20 protein-coding genes are annotated in these 20551 nt (G+C 63.0%); 10 read left to right on the forward strand and 10 right to left on the reverse strand.

Features of this window, described 5'->3' with window-relative positions; translation table 11 throughout:
• Window positions 1-199 precede the first annotated feature (199 nt).
• Window positions 200-2128: an LTA synthase family protein gene (locus NKI10_RS19430; RefSeq protein WP_352861491.1), complete on the reverse strand. Its 1929-nt coding sequence runs from the start codon at window positions 2126-2128 to the stop codon at window positions 200-202.
• 277 nt (window positions 2129-2405) lie between these two features.
• Between NKI10_RS19430 and fabD the strand changes: the two genes are divergently transcribed.
• From fabD to gmk, 7 genes are all read left to right on the forward strand, one after another.
• Window positions 2406-3353, forward strand: coding sequence for an ACP S-malonyltransferase (fabD, locus tag NKI10_RS19435; RefSeq protein ID WP_352861493.1), 948 nt, complete (start codon window positions 2406-2408; stop codon window positions 3351-3353).
• 60 nt (window positions 3354-3413) lie between these two features.
• Window positions 3414-4151 (forward strand): 3-oxoacyl-[acyl-carrier-protein] reductase, encoded by a 738-nt coding sequence (gene fabG, locus NKI10_RS19440; RefSeq protein ID WP_352861495.1) that lies wholly within the window; start codon window positions 3414-3416, stop codon window positions 4149-4151.
• Between the two features lie 221 nt (window positions 4152-4372).
• Complete coding sequence (locus NKI10_RS19445) at window positions 4373-4609, forward strand: acyl carrier protein (protein ID WP_006203723.1); 237 nt, start codon at window positions 4373-4375, stop codon at window positions 4607-4609.
• A gap of 34 nt (window positions 4610-4643) precedes the next feature.
• Window positions 4644-5906 (forward strand): beta-ketoacyl-ACP synthase II, encoded by a 1263-nt coding sequence (fabF, locus tag NKI10_RS19450; protein ID WP_023685687.1) that lies wholly within the window; start codon window positions 4644-4646, stop codon window positions 5904-5906.
• Window positions 5907-6108: 202 nt separating this feature from the next.
• Window positions 6109-7365, forward strand: coding sequence for an endolytic transglycosylase MltG (gene mltG, locus NKI10_RS19455; protein WP_023715070.1), 1257 nt, complete (start codon window positions 6109-6111; stop codon window positions 7363-7365).
• 264 nt (window positions 7366-7629) lie between these two features.
• Window positions 7630-8520, forward strand: coding sequence for a YicC/YloC family endoribonuclease (locus NKI10_RS19460; RefSeq protein ID WP_352861497.1), 891 nt, complete (start codon window positions 7630-7632; stop codon window positions 8518-8520).
• Window positions 8521-8526: 6 nt separating this feature from the next.
• Complete coding sequence (gene gmk / locus NKI10_RS19465; RefSeq protein ID WP_023672729.1) at window positions 8527-9201, forward strand: guanylate kinase; 675 nt, start codon at window positions 8527-8529, stop codon at window positions 9199-9201.
• 33 nt (window positions 9202-9234) lie between these two features.
• Here gmk and NKI10_RS19470 read toward each other — a convergent pair whose 3' ends face one another.
• The 8 genes from NKI10_RS19470 to lptF form a co-directional block, all read right to left on the reverse strand.
• On the reverse strand, window positions 9235-9528 hold the full coding sequence (locus tag NKI10_RS19470; protein WP_023672730.1) for a type II toxin-antitoxin system RelE/ParE family toxin: 294 nt from the start codon (window positions 9526-9528) through the stop codon (window positions 9235-9237).
• The gene (locus NKI10_RS19475; RefSeq protein ID WP_023672731.1) at window positions 9525-9830 is read right to left on the reverse strand and encodes a type II toxin-antitoxin system RelB/DinJ family antitoxin; all 306 of its coding nucleotides are present in this window, start codon (window positions 9828-9830) and stop codon (window positions 9525-9527) included. Before NKI10_RS19475 ends, NKI10_RS19470 begins: the two co-directional genes overlap by 4 nt.
• Window positions 9831-9898: 68 nt before the next feature.
• Complete coding sequence (gene rsmA / locus NKI10_RS19480) at window positions 9899-10735, reverse strand: 16S rRNA (adenine(1518)-N(6)/adenine(1519)-N(6))-dimethyltransferase RsmA (RefSeq protein ID WP_352626448.1); 837 nt, start codon at window positions 10733-10735, stop codon at window positions 9899-9901.
• A gap of 23 nt (window positions 10736-10758) precedes the next feature.
• Complete coding sequence (gene pdxA, locus NKI10_RS19485) at window positions 10759-11787, reverse strand: 4-hydroxythreonine-4-phosphate dehydrogenase PdxA (RefSeq protein ID WP_352861500.1); 1029 nt, start codon at window positions 11785-11787, stop codon at window positions 10759-10761.
• Between the two features lie 12 nt (window positions 11788-11799).
• Entirely contained in the window at window positions 11800-12729 is a 930-nt protein-coding gene (locus NKI10_RS19490; RefSeq protein WP_352861502.1) for a SurA N-terminal domain-containing protein, read from the reverse strand.
• Between the two features lie 91 nt (window positions 12730-12820).
• Complete coding sequence (locus NKI10_RS19495; RefSeq protein ID WP_352861504.1) at window positions 12821-15253, reverse strand: LPS-assembly protein LptD; 2433 nt, start codon at window positions 15251-15253, stop codon at window positions 12821-12823.
• On the reverse strand, window positions 15253-16335 hold the full coding sequence (lptG, locus tag NKI10_RS19500) for an LPS export ABC transporter permease LptG (protein ID WP_023695591.1): 1083 nt from the start codon (window positions 16333-16335) through the stop codon (window positions 15253-15255). The genes NKI10_RS19495 and lptG overlap by 1 nt, the downstream gene beginning before the upstream one ends.
• A 2-nt stretch (window positions 16336-16337) precedes the next feature.
• A complete protein-coding gene (lptF, locus tag NKI10_RS19505) occupies window positions 16338-17537 on the reverse strand; it encodes an LPS export ABC transporter permease LptF (protein WP_352861506.1) in 1200 nt (399 codons plus the stop codon).
• Window positions 17538-17569: 32 nt separating this feature from the next.
• Here lptF and NKI10_RS19510 point away from each other — a divergent pair, with 32 nt between their 5' ends.
• From NKI10_RS19510 to NKI10_RS19520, 3 genes are read left to right on the forward strand one after another with little or no spacing between them, the layout of a single operon-like run.
• Window positions 17570-17863 (forward strand): hypothetical protein, encoded by a 294-nt coding sequence (locus tag NKI10_RS19510; protein WP_155923279.1) that lies wholly within the window; start codon window positions 17570-17572, stop codon window positions 17861-17863.
• A gap of 49 nt (window positions 17864-17912) precedes the next feature.
• On the forward strand, window positions 17913-19403 hold the full coding sequence (locus tag NKI10_RS19515) for a leucyl aminopeptidase (RefSeq protein WP_023715072.1): 1491 nt from the start codon (window positions 17913-17915) through the stop codon (window positions 19401-19403).
• Between the two features lie 8 nt (window positions 19404-19411).
• The gene (locus NKI10_RS19520; protein WP_023672739.1) at window positions 19412-19861 is read left to right on the forward strand and encodes a DNA polymerase III subunit chi; all 450 of its coding nucleotides are present in this window, start codon (window positions 19412-19414) and stop codon (window positions 19859-19861) included.
• A gap of 6 nt (window positions 19862-19867) precedes the next feature.
• Here the strand turns inward: NKI10_RS19520 and NKI10_RS19525 are convergent, their stop codons facing one another.
• On the reverse strand, window positions 19868-20464 hold the full coding sequence (locus tag NKI10_RS19525) for a T6SS immunity protein Tdi1 domain-containing protein (RefSeq protein ID WP_023685696.1): 597 nt from the start codon (window positions 20462-20464) through the stop codon (window positions 19868-19870).
• Between the last annotated feature and the right edge of the window lie 87 nt (window positions 20465-20551).

Consider the following 20551-nt stretch of genomic DNA (forward strand, 5'->3'; position numbering starts at 1 on the left):
GGTCGAGAGCGGAGACACGGGAGGCGGAAGCGCTTCTGGCTTCACACGAAGGTTTTGGGTAAAACCTCCGGCCCTCCGTTCAGCCCCCAGCAAGGACCGGCAGATTGCGGGCGTCTATATAGCAAATTGGCTGGAAGGCAAGGGTAACGCATGCTCCGGACAGCGTCCTGGCGTCGCAGGGTTGGAAAAATACCAGGCATCAACTCGTATGCGGGGTACGACCGTTGATCGTTTCGGGGAAGAAGTCCGGAGCCGCCTTACGCTTGCCGAACATCATGTCGTATTGCAGCAGGCGGAAATCGTTGATCGCCGGATCAACATCCTTCTGCCGCGCCCAGTCCGCCGTGGCCTCACCTGACGGTGTCAGAAGCAGATTGCGGTCGACGACGCGATAGCGTTCGCGCAGCGCGCCCAGGAAGCCGGTGTAGTAGGGGTGCGTGATCCCGGCCGTCGTAAGGATATGGTAGGGCAGGAAGGCTGGGCTCACGGCGCCCATATCCTGCGCCGGACCGGTGCGGTTAGACCAGATGACCAGCGGCGTCTGATGATGCTCCAGTGCCGCCTCGGGCGTCGGTTCCTTGCGCGGCGCGACATTGTCCTTCAGGTAACCGGTTTCGACATAGACGGGGCCGAGCGGCGGCAGATGGTCGCCGAAGAAGGCGATGACCGTCGGCCGCTCGCGCTTCTTCGCCCATTCGATCAATCGCTCGAGGCCACGGTCGGCATCGGCCGATCCCTCGGCGTAGCTGAGCAGCGATTCCCGCGCCCACGTGCTGATCGGTGCCACGACCTTGTGGGTCGGATTGTAATAGCGGTACGGCTCGTAGGGACCGTGGTTCTGCAGGCTGACGGCGAAGAAGAACACCGGCCGCTCGCTGGCGTCGGCCTCTGCGATGATCTCGTCGGTCATCGACGCATCGGAAGCCAGCGGCCCGCGCTTTTCCAGTGGCGGCAGCGTCTCTTCCGAGCGGAAATCGTTGAAACCGAAATCGGCATAGACGGCGCCTCTGTTCCAGAACCAGTTGGTGCCCGGATGGATGGCGCGCGCCCGGTAGCCCTCGCTTTTCAGGAAGGTCGCCAGCGACGGCGTCGGCGTGCGCACATATTGCTGGTAGGGGATCGAGCCCGCCGGCAGGAAGGCATTGGAAAAGCCGGTCAGCGCCTCGAATTCGATGTTGGCGGTCATGCCGCCGAATTCCGGCGAGAACATATAGCCGGAACGCAGCGCCCGCACATTGGGGATCGGGTCAGGCGTGATTGTGACGCCGGGCAGCTTGGTCGGATCCCAGAAAGATTCACTCATCACCACGATGATGTCGGGTTTCTCATCCGGTACCGAGGCCGTCACAGCAGGCCTGTCGATCGCGTCGATCGCCTTGTCGGAATAGCCCGCCGGCGCCGAGACATGCGCCATCGGCACGTTGAGCGCGAAGGCCAGCGCAAACCCGTTGGAGGCGTAGTTCTCCTTCTGGTCCCACATGATCGGGATGATCTGCAGCCGGTCGCGGGTCCACGAGAAGGTGGCGTAGTCCATGATCGAGACGAAGAAGGCGAGCAGCGGCACTGCCAGCGTCAGCCGCGCCAGCCGCCCTTTGCGGCTGAGGATCGGAACCTTGCGGCGCCACAACCGCCAGCCATAGATCAGCAGCGACAGGCCGGCGACGATGCCGACCGCCATGGCGAGCGCCGTCCAGGGCCGTTCGCGCACCAGGAGCGGCATCAGTGCCATGATCTGGCGCGAATAAAGAAAATCGGTTGGGTAGAGCGGATCGCCGAGATAATGCGACTTCTGATGCCCGACAAAGGCCAGCGCCAGCGTCAGCGGCGCCACGATCATCAGGCTCTGGTGACTGCGGCCAAGCACGGCGTCCAGTCCCATCAGCACCAATGCAAAGACAATGATGGTGGTCCAGCCCGGCTTGAATGGCTGCAGGAAGAAGTCGACCGTGCCGAAGAAGTCGCCGCGCACGATCCATTCGATGGCGAACACCAGGATGGCGGAGGCAAGCAGCGTGACCAGACCGTAGCGGATGACCGGCCATCTGCGCCCCGGCAGGTAGCCGGTGGACGGATCGTCTTCCAAGAACTGTGGCGCGGGTACGGCCGCGCCCTTCCTGATCCTAGCCACGTCTCTTCCCCCGGCCCAAGCAACGCGTATTTCCACTCGCGCCACCGTTCTGTCATAGAACTGTCATGCAAAAGCTAGCGCCTGTGGCGAAAATAAGAAGAGCCAGCAAACGATTCGTGAGCGGTTTTCATCAGGTGTGATCGGCAAAAAGCCTTTGGGAACAGCGACTCGAGGTCAGCTCCGGTTCAAGCGAGAGCCGAAATGCCGCCTCCGGGCTTGACTTGACGGTCCGCCTTGCGTCACAGGCAGGAAAAATCAGCCGCTGGAGAGCGCCCAAATGGCCGTCGCATTCACCTTTCCGGGACAGGGCAGCCAGGCTGTCGGCATGGGCAAGGACCTCGCCGACGCCTTCCCCCAGGCACGCAGGGTGTTCGAGGAAGTCGATGATGCATTGGGCGAAGAGCTGTCGAAACTGATCTGGGAAGGCCCGGAAGAGGCGCTGACCCTGACTGCCAATGCCCAGCCGGCGCTGATGGCGGTCTCGCTGGCGGGAATCCGCTCGCTGGAAGCGCGCGGCTTTTCGCTGAAGGACAAGGTTGCCTACGTTGCCGGTCATTCGCTCGGCGAATATTCCGCCCTTGCCGCGGCCGGTTTCCTTTCGGTCGCCGATGCTGCCCGGCTGCTGCGCATCCGCGGCAACGCCATGCAGGCGGCGGTGCCGGCCGGCGAGGGCGCCATGGCGGCGATCATCGGACTGGAACAGCCCGACGTCGAAGCCGCTTGCACCGAGGCCGCAACGGGATCCGGCAAGGTCTGCCAGATCGCCAACGACAATGGCGGCGGCCAGCTGGTGATCTCCGGGGCCAGGGCAGCGGTGGAACTCGCCGCGAAACTGTGCACCGAAAAGGGCGCCAAGCGGGCGCTGATGCTGCAGGTCTCGGCCCCCTTCCATTCGGCGCTGATGGCGCCGGCGGCCGATGTCATGCGCGAGGCGCTGGCCGGGGTGACCAAGAATGCACCGGTGGTGCCCGTCGTCTCCAACGTCACTGTAGTCCCGACCAGCGACCCCGACGAGATCGCGCGCCGCCTGGTCGAGCAGATCACCGGCCGCGTGCGCTGGCGCGAAACGGTGGAGTGGTTCGGCGCCAATGGCGTCGCCACGCTCTTTGAGATCGGCGCCGGCAAGGTGCTTTCCGGCCTGGCGCGGCGGATCAACCGCGACATCGCCACGTCAGCCGTCGGCACGCCGGCCGATGTCGAGGCGGCGCTGGCCGCGCTTGCATAATCCACTGGCGATTCAACCCCTCCCGTGGGAAGGGTGTTCTCTTAAGATCAGGAGACGAAAATGTTCGAACTGACCGGCCGCAAGGCGCTCGTCACCGGCGCATCCGGCGGCATTGGCGAGGCGATTGCCCGGGTGCTGCATGCGCAAGGCGCCATTGTCGGCCTGCACGGCACCCGCATCGAGAAACTGGAGACCCTGGCCGGCGAACTCGGCGACCGGGTAAAGCTGTTCCCGGCCAATCTAGCCGACCGTGACGAGGTCAAGGCGCTTGGCCAGAAGGCCGAAGCCGAACTCGAAGGCGTCGACATACTGGTCAACAATGCCGGCATCACCAAGGACGGCCTGTTCGTGCGCATGGCGGACGCGGATTGGGACAGCGTGCTGGAGGTGAACCTCACCGCCGTGTTCCGGCTGACCCGCGAGCTGACCCATCCGATGATGCGCCGCCGCCATGGCCGCATCATCAACATCACCTCGGTGGTCGGCGTCACCGGCAATCCTGGCCAGACCAATTATTGCGCCTCCAAGGCCGGCATGATTGGCTTGTCGAAGTCGCTGGCGCAGGAGATCGCCACCCGCAACATCACCGTCAACTGCGTCGCCCCGGGCTTTATCGAATCGGCCATGACCGACAAGCTCAACGACAAGCAGAAAGACGCGATAATGGCCGCGATCCCGACGCGCCGCATGGGCACGAGTGGTGAAGTGGCGTCGGCCGTCGCCTATCTCGCCTCCAACGAGGCAGCCTACGTCACCGGCCAGACCATCCATGTCAACGGCGGCATGGCCATGATCTGACGGGATATTGCCGGGTGATAAGAAGACATGGCCGGCTTGTGAAAAGAGACCATTTCGCCTTGGACCTCAGCCATTTTTCGTGTAATGCGGCCCGCAACCCGGCGGTTCGGGCAAAAACCGGTCCGGCATCGTTGCGTTTCCGGCAGGACCATCTTTCAGCTTGATTAGCGGCATTCTGCCCGCTAACGAAGACAGACAAACAAAAGACGAGGATGCCCCAAATGAGTGACACCGCAGAGCGCGTCAAGAAGATCGTCATCGAACATCTTGGCGTCGATGCCGACAAGGTGACGGAGCAGGCGAGCTTCATCGATGATCTGGGCGCGGACAGCCTCGACACGGTCGAACTCGTCATGGCCTTCGAAGAAGAGTTCGGCGTCGAGATTCCGGACGATGCGGCCGAGACCATCCTGACCGTCGGCGATGCCGTGAAGTACATCGACAAGGCTTCGGCCTGACACTATCCGCAGTCATCACCGGGGAGGACCTGCGATGAGGCGTGTCGTCGTCACGGGCCTTGGCCTGGTTTCGCCGTTCGGCATGGGCTTCGAGCACAGCTGGAAGGAACTTCTGACCGGCCGCAGCGCCGCCAAGCGCGTCACCGAGTTCGAAGTGGAAGATCTTGCCTGCAAGATAGCCCACGTCATTCCGCGCGGTGACGGCACCAACGGCACGCTCAATCCCGAAGCCGTGCTCGAGCCCAAGGAACTGCGCAAGATCGGCGACTTCATCCTTTACGGGATTGCGGCCGCCGACGAAGCGCTGAAGGATTCCGGCTGGGAGCCCAGCACCGAAGCCGAGCGCTGCGCCACCGGCGTCATGATCGGCTCCGGCATTGGCGGCCTCGAGGGCATCGCCGAGAACGCTATCATCCTGAAAGAGCGCGGACCGCGCCGTATCAGTCCATTCTTCATTCCCGGCAACATTATCAACCTGGTATCTGGCCAGGTATCGATCCGGCATGGGCTGAAAGGCCCCAACCACGCCGTCGTCACCGCCTGCTCGACCGGCGCGCACGCCATTGGCGATGCCGCCCGGCTGATCATCTTCGGCGATGCCGACGTGATGCTGGCCGGCGGCGCGGAATCGCCGGTGACCAGACTATCGCTTGCCGGCTTCGCTGCTTGCCGGGCACTGTCCACCGACCGCAACGACACGCCTGAGAAGGCCTCGCGTCCCTATGACCGCGACCGTGACGGCTTCGTCATGGGCGAGGGCGCCGGGGTCGTCGTGCTGGAAGAACTCGAACACGCCAAGGCGCGCGGCGCCAAGATCTATGCCGAGGTCACCGGCTACGGCCTGACCGGCGATGCCTATCACATCACTGCACCGGCCGAAGACGGCGACGGCGCCTTCCGCTGCATGACGGCGGCGCTGAACCGGGCCAAGCTGACGCCCGCCGACGTCGACTACATCAACGCGCACGGCACCTCGACCATGGCCGACACGATCGAACTCGGCGCCGTCGAGCGGCTGGTCGGCAACGCCGCCTCGAAAATCTCGATGTCGTCGACCAAGTCGTCGATCGGCCATCTCCTGGGTGCCGCGGGCGCCGCCGAGGCGATCTTTTCGATCCTCGCTATCAGAGACAACATCGCGCCAGCCACCATCAATCTTGACAACCCGGAACGCGAAACCGCGATCGATCTTGTTCCGAACACGCCACGGCATCGCCAGGTCGACGTGGCGCTGTCCAACTCCTTCGGCTTCGGCGGCACCAACGCTTCGCTGGTATTCCAGCGTTATACAGGCTGATTGCGGTATCGACCGGCGCGCCAGCGGTCTGTCGTCAATTTTGCCATATTCAAGCCTACTCTGCCGCTGGGGATTCGTCGCATCGGCCTGAAACCGAAGGCGCTTTTTTTAAAAGCACGATGCGTAGGCTTGAAATGTTAGGGCACGCTGTGCGTCCAATCGGGCGCATGGTCGCTCTAAGAGATCAGATGGTAGGGCGCTAATGAACACCAATCCGGGCGGCAGCGGACAATTCGGACAAAACCAGCAGACCGGCCCGATCGTGCCGAAGACCGCGGCCGAAGCTTTGCGCCCGGAAGCCGGCACACCACCACCAAAGCGCTCGCGCGCCTCGCGCAGCCAAGTCGTCGTGTTCATGAACTTCGTCATCTCCGCGGTGATGTTGATGATCCTCGCCGCCGGCGTTTCGCTCTATTTCGGCAAGCAGGCATTCAACGAACCGGGCCCGTCGGTGGCCGGCGACACCTTCCTGGTCAAGCCGAGCACCGGCGTCCAGGATATTGCCGACCAGCTCGAACGGCGTGGGCTGATCAGCGATGCCCGCATCTTCCGCATCGCCGTGCGGGTCTATGGCAATGATTCAGCGCTGAAGGCAGGCGAATACGAGATAAAGCCGCGCGCCTCCATGCGCGACATCATGGAGCTTCTGAAGAGCGGCAAGTCGGTGATGTATTCGCTGACCATTCCCGAGGGCCTGACGGTCGAGCAGGCGCTGCAGCGCATCGCCGAGCAGGATGCGCTGACCGGCGACATGCCGGCCGCCAAGCCGGCTGAGGGCAGCCTCGCCACCGACACGCTGCGCTTTACCCGCGGCGCCACGCGCCAACAGATGGTCGACAAGCTGCTCGCCGACCAGAAGAAGTTGGTCGACGAGGTCTGGCAGCGGCGCGCGCCCGACCTGCCTCTGGCCAATGTCGACGACTTCGTCACCTTGGCCTCGATCGTCGAAAAGGAAACCGGCCGGGGCGACGAGCGCTCGCGCGTTGCCGCCGTCTTCCTCAACCGTCTGGCCAAGGGCATGCGGCTGCAATCCGATCCGACCATCATTTACGGCCTGTTCGGCGGCAAGGGCAAACCCGCCGACCGGCCGATTTATCAATCTGACATCCAGAAACAGACGCCTTACAACACCTATCTGATCAACGGCCTGCCGCCGACGCCGATCGCCAATCCCGGCCGCGCCGCGCTCGAAGCCGTCGCCAACCCGTCGAAGACCGATGATCTCTATTTCGTCGCCGACGGCACCGGCGGCCACGTCTTTGCCACCACGCTTGCCGAGCACAATGAGAACGTTGCCCGCTACCGGGCACTGCAGAAGAAGCAGGCTGAAGACGCCGCCAAGGGCGCCAAGACTCCGGGCCAGACCGATGCGCCGGCGGATGGCGACGACAACGGTGACGCAAGTGGCGATGCCGCCGGTGACAGCGGTGATGCCGGCGATACGGGTGCCGCCCAGTAGCAGGCCGGCGCTTTCAGACGGATCGACCTTAAGCGATGCGGACGGAGGCGGACGCGCTGCTGCTTTGAACGAGTAGCGCCGTTCGAAGCGTCTTCGGTCTTGCTCGGGTGCCTCTGCTTCGCTCGATTTCAGCCCCGCGAGATCGAAACGACAGCGGAAATCAAGATCTTGCCGGTATTGCGATTCTGACATTCGCGCTGCCCGTGATATCGAACGCATGCGCAATTGTTAGAATCGGACCATCAGGGAGACACGAGCCGCATCATGAATTTGCAGAGCATGACCGGATTTGCACGCACTGTTGCCGAACATGACGGCGCCTCGATCGCCTGGGAGGTCAAGTCGGTCAACGGCAAGAGCGTCGAGGTCAGGTTGCGGCTGCCGCAAGGTTTCGAGCGGCTCGAACCGACTGTGCGGCAGACGCTGCAGAAGCGCTTTTCGCGGGGCAATTTCCAGGCGACGCTGACGGTCGGCCGCGCCGCCGGCCAGCAGGCGCAGCCAGTGGTCAACGAAGCCTTCCTCAGGGATCTGGCGGGCTTGGCCAAGCGGCTGCAGGACCAGTTCGGTGTTGGTCCGGCAACTGCCGACGGTCTGCTTTCCCTGCGCGGCGTGCTCGATATCCCTGAAACCAGCGAAACCGAGGAGGTGCGGGCAGCACTCGACGCGTCAATCCTGTCCGCGCTGGAAACGGCGCTTACAGGTCTCGAGCAGGCACGCCAGAACGAGGGCGAAGCGCTGCGTTCGCTGCTTTCCGGCCATATCGACGCCATTGAGGCGCTGACGCTTCAAGCCGAGGCCGACCCGTCGCGCGAACCGGCGGCGATCCGCGAGCGGATCGCCGAACAGGTGCGGCTGCTGATGGATGCGTCGGCCAATCTCGATGCCGGCCGGCTGCACATGGAAGCGGCGTTCCTGGCCACCAAGGCCGATAGCCGTGAAGAGATCGATCGGCTGAAGACGCATGTGGCGTCGGGCAGAGCGCTGCTGGCAAATGGCGGCGCCATCGGCCGCAAGCTCGATTTTCTGGCGCAGGAATTCAACCGCGAATCGAATACGCTGTGTTCCAAGTCGAACGCCGCCACTGTCACCGCCATCGGGCTGGAACTGAAGGCGGTGGTCGACCAGTTTCGCGAACAGGTCCAGAATCTGGAGTAAACCCGAATGGGTGGCAAGGAGCCGATGGTTGCCAGGGATCTCGGATCCCGCATTCGCCGCCGCGGGCTGATGCTGGTCCTGTCGTCGCCGTCGGGCGCCGGCAAGTCGACGATCGCGCGCAACCTGCTGGAAAGCGACGGCAGCCTGGAATTATCGGTCTCGGTCACCACCAGGCCACGCCGCGGCTCGGAGATCGAGGGCGTCCACTATCACTTCCGCACCACGCGCGAGTTCGAGCGGCTGCGCGATTCCGACGCGTTGCTCGAATGGGCCGAGGTGCACGGCAATTGCTACGCGACGCCGCGCGAGCCGGCCGAACTGGCGCTGGCGCAGGGCCGTGACATGCTCTTCGACATCGACTGGCAAGGCGCCCAGCAGCTCAAGGAGAAGATGCGCGCCGACATTGTCTCGATCTTCATCCTGCCGCCGTCGATGAAGGAATTGAAGTCGCGCCTCAAGCGCCGCGCCGAGGACCAGGAGCACGTGATCGAGACCAGGCTGAAGAACGCCCGCAACGAGATCGAGCACTGGAAGGAATATGACTTTGTCATCGTCAACGACGATCTCGACCGCGCCTTCGCCGAAGTGCGTGGCATCGTGACGGCGGAAAGGCTGCGGCGCGACCGCCGGCCCGGGCTGTTCGATTTCGTCTCGGGGTTGCTGGACGAGAAGACGGAATAGCTCGTCCACCGCTGGCAATCTAAATTAGCCGCATCAGCTGCCTGGCAGATCGTCCGGCCAACGCTGCGCTCCGTGAAGCACGCGCAGGATTCGAATCGTGCTGTTGGTCAGCTGATAGGCCGCGACATATGGCGTGCCGACGATGACGATCTCTCGTGTCCCTGCAAGCCTGCCGATCCGGCCGCTTTGGGGAAGGTCCCGAAGACGGTTGATTGCGGCGACGATCCGCTCATCGGTGGCGATCGCGGCCGCAGGATTGTCGGCCTCGATATGCGCGAAGATGCCGTCGCGATCTGAAAGCGCGAATGGCGACCAGACGATCTTCAAGATTTAGGTTCACCCGAACGCCGCGCCGCGGCGCGTCTCTCGGCAAAATGCGCCTCGACTTGATCATCAGGAATGTCTTGTCGGGTGTCGTCGAGCGCTTCGCGAACCTTGGCGCGAAACCATAAATCATACGCCTCGTTGTTTGTGACGAGATCGATGGGCAGCGCACCCTCGTTGGCGGTTCGGGTGAGCAATATCCGCACCGCATCCGAGACCGTCAGCCCCATGCTTTCGAGCACCGCCGAAGCTCGATCCCGGATGTCGGCGTCGATACGCGTCTGGACCAGTGCATTTGCTGGCATGGCAATCTCCTTCGACGTCAATGTAATGCGTTTGAATGACGATTGCTAGGCGGCGCTAGCGCCGCCGGTCAAACCGCGTTTGTGAGCCGCACGAATTCCTCGACGCTGAGCGTCTCCGCACGCCGGGTCGGATCGATGCCGGCGCGCGTCAGCAGTGCCTCGCCACCCAGGCTCTTCACGCTCTGCCGCAGCATTTTCCGGCGCTGGCCGAAAGCGGCTTCGGTGACGCGACCGAGTTTTTTCACGTCGGTTGACAAAGGGCTGGCGCGCGGCACCAGATGCACCACCGAGGACGTTACCTTGGGTGGCGGCGTGAACGCTTGCGGCGGCACGTCGAAGGCGATCCTCGCCTCGGTCCGCCAGCCCGCCAGCACGCCGAGCCGGCCATAAGCATCGCTGCCGGCACCGGCGACAATGCGCTCGGCCACCTCGCGCTGGAACATCAGCGTCATCGATTGATAGAAGGGTGGCCAGTCCGCCACGGTCAGCCAACGGATCAACAGCTCGGTGCCGATATTGTAGGGCAGGTTGGCGGCAATCCTCACCGGGCCGTCTTGTGACGCGGTCTTGGCAAGAGCGGCAAAATCCGTCTTCAGCGCATCGCCGCTGATCACCTCGAGCCGGCCCGGATAGTGGTTGGAGACCTCGGCCAAGGCCGCAAGGCAGCGTTCGTCGCGCTCGATGGCGACGACGCGGCGGGCACCGGCAGCGAGCAGCGCCCTGGTCAGCCCGCCGGGGCCGGGGCCGACCTCGATCACCGTGCTGTCGGTGAGGTCGCCGGCGACCCGCGCGATCTTGCCGGTCAAATTGAGGTCGAGCAGGAAATTCTGGCCAAGCGCCTTCTTTGCCTGCAGTCCATGGCGCTCGATCACCTCGCGCAGCGGCGGCAGCCCGTCAATGCTCATGAATTTGGCTCATGATTTTGGGCTCATGCAGCTGCGGGCTTTGCGCCGGTATCGGCCAGCCGGCGGGCCAGCTTCAGCGCCGCGATCAGGCTGTCGGGACGTGCGATGCCCTTGCCGGCGATGTCGAAGGCTGTGCCGTGATCGGGCGAGGTGCGGATGAACGGCAGGCCAAGCGTGACGTTGACGGCCTCGTCGAAGGCCAGCGCCTTGGCCGGGATCAACGCCTGGTCATGATACATGCAGACCGCCACGTCGTAGCCGGCGCGGGCGCGCGCATGAAACATCGTATCGGCCGGCAGCGGCCCGAAGGCATCGATGCCTTGCGCCCGCAACATGTCGACCGCAGGACGAATGATGCGCTCGTCCTCTGTCCCTATGGCGCCGCTTTCGCCGGCATGCGGATTGAGGCCGGCAAGCGCGAGCCTCGGCCTGGCGATGCCGAAACGGCGTGCAAGATCGCCGGCGGTGATGCGCGCGATGGCAACGATCAGCTCCGTCGTCAGCGTCTTCGGCACCTCGGCCAGCGCGATGTGGATGGTGACAGGAACGGTGCGCAATTCGGGGCCGGCGATCAGCATCACCGGCGTCACCGTGCCGCCGGTGTGGAGCGAGGCCAGATGCGCCAGATATTCGGTGTGACCGGGAAAGCCGAAGCCGGCATCGTAAAGCGGCTTCTTCGCGATCGGACAGGTGACGACCGCGGCCGCGTGACCGGCAAGGCAGTCGGCGACGGCGCGATCGATGGCCTCGATGATGCCGGCGGCATTGGCCGGGTCGGGCCGGCCGGGATCGTCGGTGAAGTGGGCCGCCAGCGGCACCACGGGCAAGGCGTGTTGAAAGACACCAGCTGCTTGGGCCGGCACCGTCTCGGCGATTGCCACCGCCGCGCCGAGCCGGCGCGCCCGCGCGGCAATCAGCGCCGGATCGGCGAGAAGATAGAAGGGCGCGGCACCGGAACCGCGGGCGCTCTGCCACGCGGCAATGGCGATTTCCGGACCGACGCCGGATGGATCGCCGACGCTCAGCGCCAGCGGAAGCTCTGTCTCACGCACGGCTGGGCCGGTTCAGCGCGTAACGATCTTGGCTTTCGCCTTCAGCTCTTCGACATATTTGGCCGAGAGCTCGTCGGCGTTCTTGTCGCCGCTGCCTTCGCTCTGGAACACCATCTGGGCCGCCTTGTCGTCGGAAACCTCGCGCGACGAGCAGATGCCGATGAATTCAATGCCGCGATCGGTCTCGCGCACGGCCGTGGCGCCGCCCAGCTTGGTGGCCTTGATCTGCTCGGCCCAGTCCGGCGGCAGTTGCGGCGCCAGCAATCGGGGGAGGTCGCGAACGGTGACGTCGATCAGGCCCTTGGCGAATTCACGCGTGGTGTTGCAGCCATTGAAGCGGGCGCGCATGGCTTCGGCCTCGCGCTTGCGTTTGGCGAGTGTGGCACTGCGCTCGGCCTTCGGCACCACGAAGATCACCTGCTGCAGCATGTACTCGGTGGCGCTTGGCTTGGCGCCGCCTTTTTCGAGCATGCGCTTGACCAGATCCTGTTCGCTCACCTGCCCGCCGCCGCCGCTGTAGCGTGCGCTCAGCGCCTGGTTCCACGCCATCTGGGAGCGGATGAATTCCTTGAAATGCTCCTTGGTCACGCCGGACTGCGCCATGACACCGTCGAGCTGCTTGAGCTGCATCTTGTTGCTCGAGGCAAAGCGCTGATAGGCAGCCTCTACCTGGGCGTCGGAGATGCGGATGCCGAGACGCCTGGCCTCCGCCATACGCAGCGTCTGGTCGATCATTTCATGACCCGCGTCACCCTTCTTGCGCTGCAGTTTCAGGAAGGCAGCCCGGTGCGCGATGTCGCCGGTGGTGATCGGCATGTTGTTGACGACATACTTGATTTCACTGGCGAAGGCCGGCGGTACCATCATGGTGACAGAGACCGAGGTCGCCGCCAACAGGAGCGCGAATCCTGCCGAAAACAGGTATTTCCTCATCGAAAGCATCCCAATTCTAGCCCGGTTTTGGCCGATTCCAGCCCGATATTGGCGAAATCCGTGCCCGCTTTATGCGGCAAAACGATGTCGTCAGCCGGCTCTACTGGATGGAGTCGATCGAGCTTTGGGACGAGCCGAAATCGCCGAGCGTGCGGAACGACAGGTTGAAGCCGACATTCTGCGACACTTCCTTGGTGTTGATGTCGCGTGATTCCGAGTACGTCATCAGGTAGGTGAAGCAGGAATCATTGTAGGCAAAGCCGACGCCGTCCTTGACCAGCACGCTTTGTTGCAGGTCATAGGTGCCGGTGCCGAAGACGCGCCAGTTTTCGGCCAGGTGTGTCGAGGCGCCGAGCGTGACTTCGTGGCGGTCGGTGGTGAAACCATAGAGCGGCTGCGCCTGGATGAAGGCGTATTTGGCGCTCAGCGAAACCGGCAGCCCGGAATAGGCGGCCTTCACCTCGGCACGGCGAACTTCGAAGGTCTGCTCGTCGAAGCGGCCGCTGAGCGAACCGGAGAAGCCGCTCGGGCTGCTGAAGCCGACAAGGCCGACATAGTCGGAGGTCGAAGTCTCCAAGCCGGAATCGGCGCCCGCATTGACCAGATCCGGTGAATCGAAGGAGTTGCGCCCGCCCAACTGGTAGGATTGGCCGAAGATCGCGTTGGTGCCCCAGCCATTGTCGTAGGCGCCGGAATAGCGGAACCCGACATTGGCGCGGCTGCCGCCTTCGACGCGGTCGTAGCCGGAGAACTTGTCGCGCTCGAACAGCGTCGTGGCGTCGAAGACGAAGCTCTGTGCATCCTCGTTGGGAACGGCGAGCCCGCCGACATACTGCTCATTCGGGCGCATGAAGACCTGCGCCATCGGCTCGACGATATGGCTGGAGCCGGTCATCGAGAACAGCACCGGCCAGCGCATTTCAAGTCCGGCGGTCGCCATGTACCGGGCGAAGGAAGACCGCATGTCGTCGGCGGCACCGACATTCGTTGCCATCTGGTTTACCGCAGTCAGCGAAGCCGAAGAAGCGTTGAGATAGTCGACGTCGCCCTGCAGAGCCAGAAGGGGCGTCAACTGCAATCCGCCGTCCGTGGTGAAGGTACGCTTCCATTCGGCCTCGGCGGTGAGGCGACCGGATTCGCCCTCGATGCCTCGCACGCGCTGGACGCCTGAGCCCGGCACATAGGGGGTAAAATAGGCCTGATCGAGATCGTCGCGGCGGATGATGCGCGCATTGACGTTGAACGACAGCTGGCCGCCGGCCACCGACATGTCGGGGATGTAGGCATAATCGAGCGACGGCAACACCCAGGGCTGCTTGTCGCTGCGCGATGCGACGTTGCCGTCCGGTGTGTTCTCCTGAACCTGGAAGCGCATGGCGCGCACATCGAAATAATTGCGGTCGTTTAGGCCGGTCAGGTAGACCGACGATTGATGCACGGCGTCGTTGTAGCCTTCGATCGTATAGGTACGCGAAAAATTCTTGTCGGTCTGAAGCAGGATATCCCAGCCGAAGTCCCAGCGCGGATTGATGGCGAACTGGCCCTTGGTGCCCATCATGCCGCGGAACTTGTTCGGATCGCCTGCTGGCCCCGAATTGACATTGTAGCCGCCGGGGAAAGCCGCGAAATCACGGAAAGCGCCAGGGTCCTGCTGGTTGATTCCGGCAAGCTTCAGCGTGTATTGGCCATTGTTGAAGCGCTGGCGCCACTCGGCCTCGCCGAGGAAACCCTGCTTGGTATAGCCGCTGCCGGTAACGGTGAGGTCGTAGGTCGGCGACAAAGCGAAGTAGTAGGGGACTTTGACGCCGACGCCGAGACGATTGTTGTAGCCGATGCTGGGGATCAGGAAGCCACTCTTGCGCTTGACCGTCGGGTCGGCGATCTCGAACGCCGGCAGATAAGCCAGCGGGAAACCGAAGAATTCGAAATTCGCGTTCTCGAAGCGAACCGTTTTCTTTTCGCCGTTCCAGATGATCTTCCTGGCTTTGATCCGCCAGGTCGGCGCCTTGTCCGGCTTGTCTTCGCAAGGCTCGCAGGCCGTATAGACGCCGTTGTGGAACGTTGTCAGCACGCCGCCCATGCGCTCGGCGCTTTCGGCGGCGAAATAGGCTTTTTCGGGCGTTTCGACGCGCAGCGCATTGACGAAACCGTCAGCGAAATCGTCGGTAATGTCGATATGCTGCGAGTTGATCTTGGTGCCGTCGCTGTTGACGATCTCCACATTGCCGCTGGCAACCAGCCGCTTGGTGTTTCGATCATAGACGACGCGCTGGGCGACGAGCTTGTTGCCGCCATAGTCGATCTGGACGCCGCCGATGGCGGTGACCGTCTGGTTGTCGTTGTTATAGACGAGCGTGTCGGCCGCCAGCAGCATCTGGGAGCCGGAGGGAACCTTCCTTGCCACGTCGGTAACGTCCTGCGCCAGCGCAGGGGCCGTCAGCACGCCGCAGGCGAGCAGGCATGCCAAGGCGCTCGCCGAATAGAGGCGCGCCAAACCGGCCTGCCTATGGCTGCGCAAAGCCGCCTCCCTCACTAGCCGTCTTCCTTGTATAGCAGGAATGTCACCCCAAAGAACATAGCCACGACAACCGGAACCCATGCAGCCACGGCTGTGGGCACGAATCCCGCAACGCCGAATGCCTTGACCAATACCGAAACGACATAAAGCAGAAAGCCGGCGAGGACGCCACCCAGAATCATCGTTGCCGACTGCCCCATCCTCGCAAATCGCATTGAAACTGTTGCCGCAATCAGCGTCATGGCCACAAGCAGGAACGGTAACGCCACCAGCGAATCGAACTGCATGGCGAAGGCATTTGCCTTGAGGCCGAAGGAGCGGGCAACCTCAATCTTGCCGGGAAGGTCGTAAAACGGGATGGTTTCGGGGCGCGCCAGCCGTTCCTGCACGAATTCCGGCTTGAGGTTGGTCGGCAACTGGTCGGTCGTTTCGGAACGGATGTTGCCGTCCTTGAACACCTTGACGTCCTGCAATTCCCAGTAGCCGTCGCGCAGAAAGGCCCGGGCCGCGTCCTTGCGCTCGACGATATTGCCCTGCGGATCGAGGACGAAGAACACGGTGTCGGCCATTTCCAGGCCCTGGTTCAGGATGGCGCGGGCGCCGATGATGGTATCGCCGGAGTTGGTTTTCTGGCGGATCCACGGCGTGGCATCGGCCGCCACCGCGTTCGAATTGCCGGATCGCAGCTGGTTTTCCATCTGCTCCGACCATGAGAAGCCATGCGCGGCGATCGGATTGAGCACGCCGACCGACAATATGCCGAATAACAGCGCACCGATGCAGCAGGGCAACAGAAACTGCCAGGCCGACACTCCGGCCGAGCGCGCAATCACCAGCTCGTATTTTCGGTTGAGCGAGACCAGCGTCGCCATCGCCGAGAACAGGCCGACGAACGGCACCGTCTGCAGCATGATCATCGGCATCCTCAGCGCCGAGATCGCGACCGCCGTGCCGTAGGTGAAGCCCGGCAGGCCGGTGATGCGGCCGGACAGCTCGGTGAAGTCGATCAGGAACACCAGCGCCAGAAGGCCGATGAAGAACCAGATCGTGATCGACACGTAGCGAAAGAAGAAGTAGCGGCCCAGGGTCCAGCCCATCGTCAGGCTCCCTGGCCGGATGTGTAGCGCCGATTGAGGCGCAGCTTGAGCGCCGTCCAGCCATCGCTGACGCGGCCGGCGAAATTCGTCATCCAGTCGGCCCAGCTGCGGGGCAGTTCCATGCTTCGCGAGGTGACGATGAACCAGATGGCGACCGCCGAGGCGATGACCGGCACGCCATAGACCATATAGGCGTATTGAGGGATCTTGTCGGCCTTGCCGGCGGCAAAGAAGCCCAGCCAGCGCACGAACAGCGCAATGGCGATGGCTGTGATCAGCGGGTGGATGCGCGCCTCGCGGTGTGAGTGCGCATCGCCTGCCACGGCCAGCGCGATCAGCGCGAACACCAGCGAATAGGACCATTCGGAAAAGCGCTGGTCGAGCTCGGCCTTGTAGGCGCCGGGCCTGCGCTGGAAGATCTTGTCGTTCGGATCCGGGTTGAGCAGGTATTGCGTCGTTCGGTCCTTGGGCAGGAGCATGATATCGTTCGCCGCCGACATGAAGGCGGAAAGGTCGAAGGCGTAGGACGTGAAGCGGATGACCGACAGGTCGCCGGTCAGCGTCTTGCGATGAATGACGCCGTCATTCATCATCAGCACCTTCTCGTCACCCTTTTCGACGACGCTGCCGCTCTTGGCATAATAGATCAGATTGGCGCCTTCCTCGCGCGAATCGGCCACGAAGATGCCGCCGAGCCGGTTGTCCGGCAGCCGCTCGCCTATCTGCAGGAACAGCCCGTCGTCGATCTTGCGGAACGTGCCTTCCTGGATGATCAGCGACAAGAGATCGGCGCGCGAGGATGCTATCAGCTGGCGGTTCTTCTGCCTGGCATAGGGTTCGACGCCATTGTCGACCGCGAAGGAAAAGACGCTGGCTGCCAGCGCGATCAGCAGGACCGGCCGCACAATCGTCCAGCGCGAGGCGCCGGCGGCGTTGATGACGGCCAATTCCGAATCGGAGTTCATGACGCTGAGCGTCTGGGCCACCGCCACCACCAGGGCGAATGGCACCACGATCGGGATGATGGTGGGGATGATGAGGCCCGCGACCTCGAAAAAAGTGAGCGCCGATTGGCCACTGTCGGTGACCAGGTCGATGCGGGCAAGCACCTGCGTCGTCCAGACAATGGCCAGCGTCCAGATCAGCGCAGCGAGAAACACCGCCAGTGCGCGACGCATGATGTAGCGTTCAACGACCTTCATGTAAGGCTTTTCTCGATTTGCCGAACGGCATCATGCCCGCCGACAAGGTAGTCGTCCGGCTGCGGCTGTACAACTGGGTGCGTTTGGCCATTTCTTTCAGGCGGTTCGATCCGATTCTCCGTCCCACATCGCCCGTCCCGCAGGCCGGAGTGTCGGCGGCAATGGATAAGAAAGGGAGAACATCGATGGTTAACAACAGGTTGCGGCAGGAAAGCGGGGCCGTGCCGCGACGAATCGTTATCGATTCCGCTGCGCATATGAGCCCTGATTCCGGCAAAGTCTTGCCAAATCAAGGAAAACGACCAAATGTCGCGCATCTTCCCTGAGAATGCATTTTTCCTGAAAATCTGAGCCGTTTCCCGAAAGCAGGACCTGATGACTTTGAGACCATTGATCGCCTTCGCCAAATTTGCCGCACCCAAAAAGGGCAGCATCTTCGTGCTGGCGGCCGACGATGGTGGTCTTGGCGAACCGGCAAAGGCCTGCGACCCCTCAGGAACGCTGGCGCGGGCGTTTCCGGTGGCGGAGTTTTCCGGAAAATTCGCCGGTGTCGTCGAAGTGCTGGCGCCGCAGGGAACATCGCTCGACCGACTGGTGGCGGTCGGCGCCGGCAAGGTCGCCGGCCTCGATGACTTTGCCTGGCTGAAGCTTGGCGGCACCATCGCCGCGTCCCTGCGCAAGGCAGCGGAGGTGGCCGTCATCCTCGATGTGCCGGGCGCAAAGATTGGCGGCAGGCAAGCGGCGAACCTTGCCGCCGGCATCATTCTTCGCAGCTACTCCTTCGACAAATACAAGACCAGGAAAGACAAGGACGATGCCGAGCCGAAGAAACCGGTCAAGGTGACCATCCACACCGCCGATCCTGCCGCGGCGAAAAAGGCCTTCGCCGACGAGGTTGCGGTCATCGACGGCGTGCTTCTGGCGCGCGACCTTGTCAACGAACCGGCCAATACGCTCGGCCCGATCGAATTCGCCGCCCGCGCCAAGGAACTGGAAGCGCTCGGCGTCGAGGTCGAGATCCTCACCGAGAAGGAAATGAAGAAGCTCGGCATGGGCTCGCTCCTCGGTGTCGCGCAGGGTTCGCCGCGCGGCGCCCGGATGGCTGTCATGCAATGGAAGGGCGGCAAGGCCAAGGACGCACCGGTCGCCTTCGTCGGCAAGGGCGTCACCTTCGACACCGGCGGCAATTCTATGAAGCCGGCCTCCGGCATGGAAGACATGAAGGGCGACATGGGCGGTGCCGCGGCCGTCATCGGGCTCATCCAGGCGCTGGCCGCGCGAAAGGCCAAGGCCAATGTCGTCGGCATCGTCGGGCTGGTGGAAAATGCCGTCGACGGCCATGCCCAGCGCCCCGGCGACATCGTCACCTCGATGTCGGGTCAGACCATCGAGGTGCTCAACACCGATGCCGAAGGACGCCTCGTTCTGGCCGACGCGCTGTGGTATTGCAACGACCGCTTCCAGCCGAAATTCATGGTCAATCTGGCGACGCTGACCGGCGCCATCATGGTCGCGCTCGGCCAGCATTATGCCGGCCTGTTCTCCAACAATGACGAACTTTCGGACAGGTTGACGGCGGCCGGCCAGGCGAGTCAGGAGCGGCTGTGGCGCATGCCGCTTGGGCCCGAATACGACAAGCTGATCGATTCCAAGAACGCCGACATGAAGAACATCGGCGGCCGCTATGGCGGCGCCATCATCGCCGCGCAGTTCCTGCAGCGCTTCGTCAAGGAAACGCCGTGGGCGCATCTCGACATCGCCGGCACCGCGATGGGCTCTCCGCCGAGCGAGATCAACCAGTCCTGGGGCTCGGGTTTCGGCGTCAGGCTGCTCGACCGGCTGGTGCGCGACAATTACGAGGGATAAGGCAGGGAATGGCCGATGTCCTGTTCTACCACCTGACCGAATCGACGCTGGAGGATGCGCTTCCCGGCCTGCTCGAGCGCAGCGTCGATCGCGGCTGGCGCGCCGTGGTGCAGACAGGGACCGAGGAGCGGCGCGATGCGCTCGACCTGCATCTGTGGACATTCAGGGACGATTCGTTCCTCGCGCACGCGACCGACCGTGAAGCCCATCCGGCCGAACAGCCAATTCTGCTCACCACGAGCGACGCCAACCCCAACCAGGCGCAGATACGCTTCCTCGTCGATGGCGCCGCACCCGCCGATCTCGCCGGCTACGAACGCGCCGTGTTCCTGTTCGACGGCCATGACGCGGCCCAGGTCGAAGGGGCGCGGACGCATTGGAAGGTGTTGAAAGAAGCGGGCCACGCTGTCACCTACTGGCAGCAGACGCCCGACCGTCGCTGGGAGCGCAAGGCGTAAGTCGCGTTATCGGTCGCTGATCGTAACCTTGTTTATCTTCGCGCCCTGCGGGAGATCTTTCACCTGCCGATGGATTTGGCCGGCGATATGCACCTTCACAACGAAAAACGTCGTTTCCATCTCTCGCAGACTCATTTCGCCGCCAAGCACCGGCGGCTTCTTGAAATCATAGCATTGGCCGGCTGCCGGAATCAGTCCGTTCTTTCGGGCGGCAACGACAAGGCCCGCCAGCAGCAACTCGTCGCGGCGCGCTTCATTCTGCAAGTCGGCCTGAAATTCCGCCCAATGACCCGCAATTCTGGTCAATTTCCCGTCGAGCATATCGAGATGACGAACCGACCCGTCGCCGGCACGGAAAAATATGTCGCCGAAAGCTGACACCGCAGCTGGTTCAAGGCCATCCAGTCCGATCCACTTCCAGCCGTCCAACGCTTCCGCGACTTCGTTCGCAGGTGGTTCGATAAAGAGGAACTGATAGTCATGGGGCCATTCGGCTCTGATCAAGCCCCCTGTATTGGCTCTGTTGGCCTCGGCTTTTCCTTCCTGTCTGGCGTCGGACGCGCCAAAAATTGAAGAAATAAAGCGGAAAAAAGATCTGGCCATAATCGCCCCCGTACGGGTCTTTATACTTGCGAGAGATTCTAGCCGCAATCCACTGAAGGCTCCATAGTTCCCACGCATTCGTCTTGA

The organism is Mesorhizobium sp. M0802, from assembly GCF_040320115.1.
Classification (GTDB): Bacteria; Pseudomonadota; Alphaproteobacteria; order Rhizobiales; family Rhizobiaceae; genus Mesorhizobium.

Excerpts from the sequence above, each read along its gene's own strand:
- fabD (WP_352861493.1), top strand. The coding sequence starts at position 2,406 with ATGGCCGTCGCATTCACCTTTCCGGGACAGGGCAGCCAGGCTGTCGGC.
- fabG (WP_352861495.1), top strand. The coding sequence starts at position 3,414 with ATGTTCGAACTGACCGGCCGCAAGGCGCTCGTCACCGGCGCATCCGGC.
- NKI10_RS19445 (WP_006203723.1), top strand. The coding sequence starts at position 4,373 with ATGAGTGACACCGCAGAGCGCGTCAAGAAGATCGTCATCGAACATCTT.
- fabF (WP_023685687.1), top strand. The coding sequence starts at position 4,644 with ATGAGGCGTGTCGTCGTCACGGGCCTTGGCCTGGTTTCGCCGTTCGGC.
- mltG (WP_023715070.1), top strand. The coding sequence starts at position 6,109 with ATGAACACCAATCCGGGCGGCAGCGGACAATTCGGACAAAACCAGCAG.
- NKI10_RS19460 (WP_352861497.1), top strand. The coding sequence starts at position 7,630 with ATGAATTTGCAGAGCATGACCGGATTTGCACGCACTGTTGCCGAACAT.
- gmk (WP_023672729.1), top strand. The coding sequence starts at position 8,527 with ATGGGTGGCAAGGAGCCGATGGTTGCCAGGGATCTCGGATCCCGCATT.
- NKI10_RS19475 (WP_023672731.1), bottom strand. The coding sequence starts at position 9,830 with ATGCCAGCAAATGCACTGGTCCAGACGCGTATCGACGCCGACATCCGG.
- rsmA (WP_352626448.1), bottom strand. The coding sequence starts at position 10,735 with ATGAGCATTGACGGGCTGCCGCCGCTGCGCGAGGTGATCGAGCGCCAT.
- NKI10_RS19490 (WP_352861502.1), bottom strand. The coding sequence starts at position 12,729 with ATGCTTTCGATGAGGAAATACCTGTTTTCGGCAGGATTCGCGCTCCTG.
- lptG (WP_023695591.1), bottom strand. The coding sequence starts at position 16,335 with ATGGGCTGGACCCTGGGCCGCTACTTCTTCTTTCGCTACGTGTCGATC.
- lptF (WP_352861506.1), bottom strand. The coding sequence starts at position 17,537 with ATGAAGGTCGTTGAACGCTACATCATGCGTCGCGCACTGGCGGTGTTT.
- NKI10_RS19510 (WP_155923279.1), top strand. The coding sequence starts at position 17,570 with ATGCCCGCCGACAAGGTAGTCGTCCGGCTGCGGCTGTACAACTGGGTG.
- NKI10_RS19515 (WP_023715072.1), top strand. The coding sequence starts at position 17,913 with ATGACTTTGAGACCATTGATCGCCTTCGCCAAATTTGCCGCACCCAAA.
- NKI10_RS19520 (WP_023672739.1), top strand. The coding sequence starts at position 19,412 with ATGGCCGATGTCCTGTTCTACCACCTGACCGAATCGACGCTGGAGGAT.
- NKI10_RS19525 (WP_023685696.1), bottom strand. The coding sequence starts at position 20,464 with ATGGCCAGATCTTTTTTCCGCTTTATTTCTTCAATTTTTGGCGCGTCC.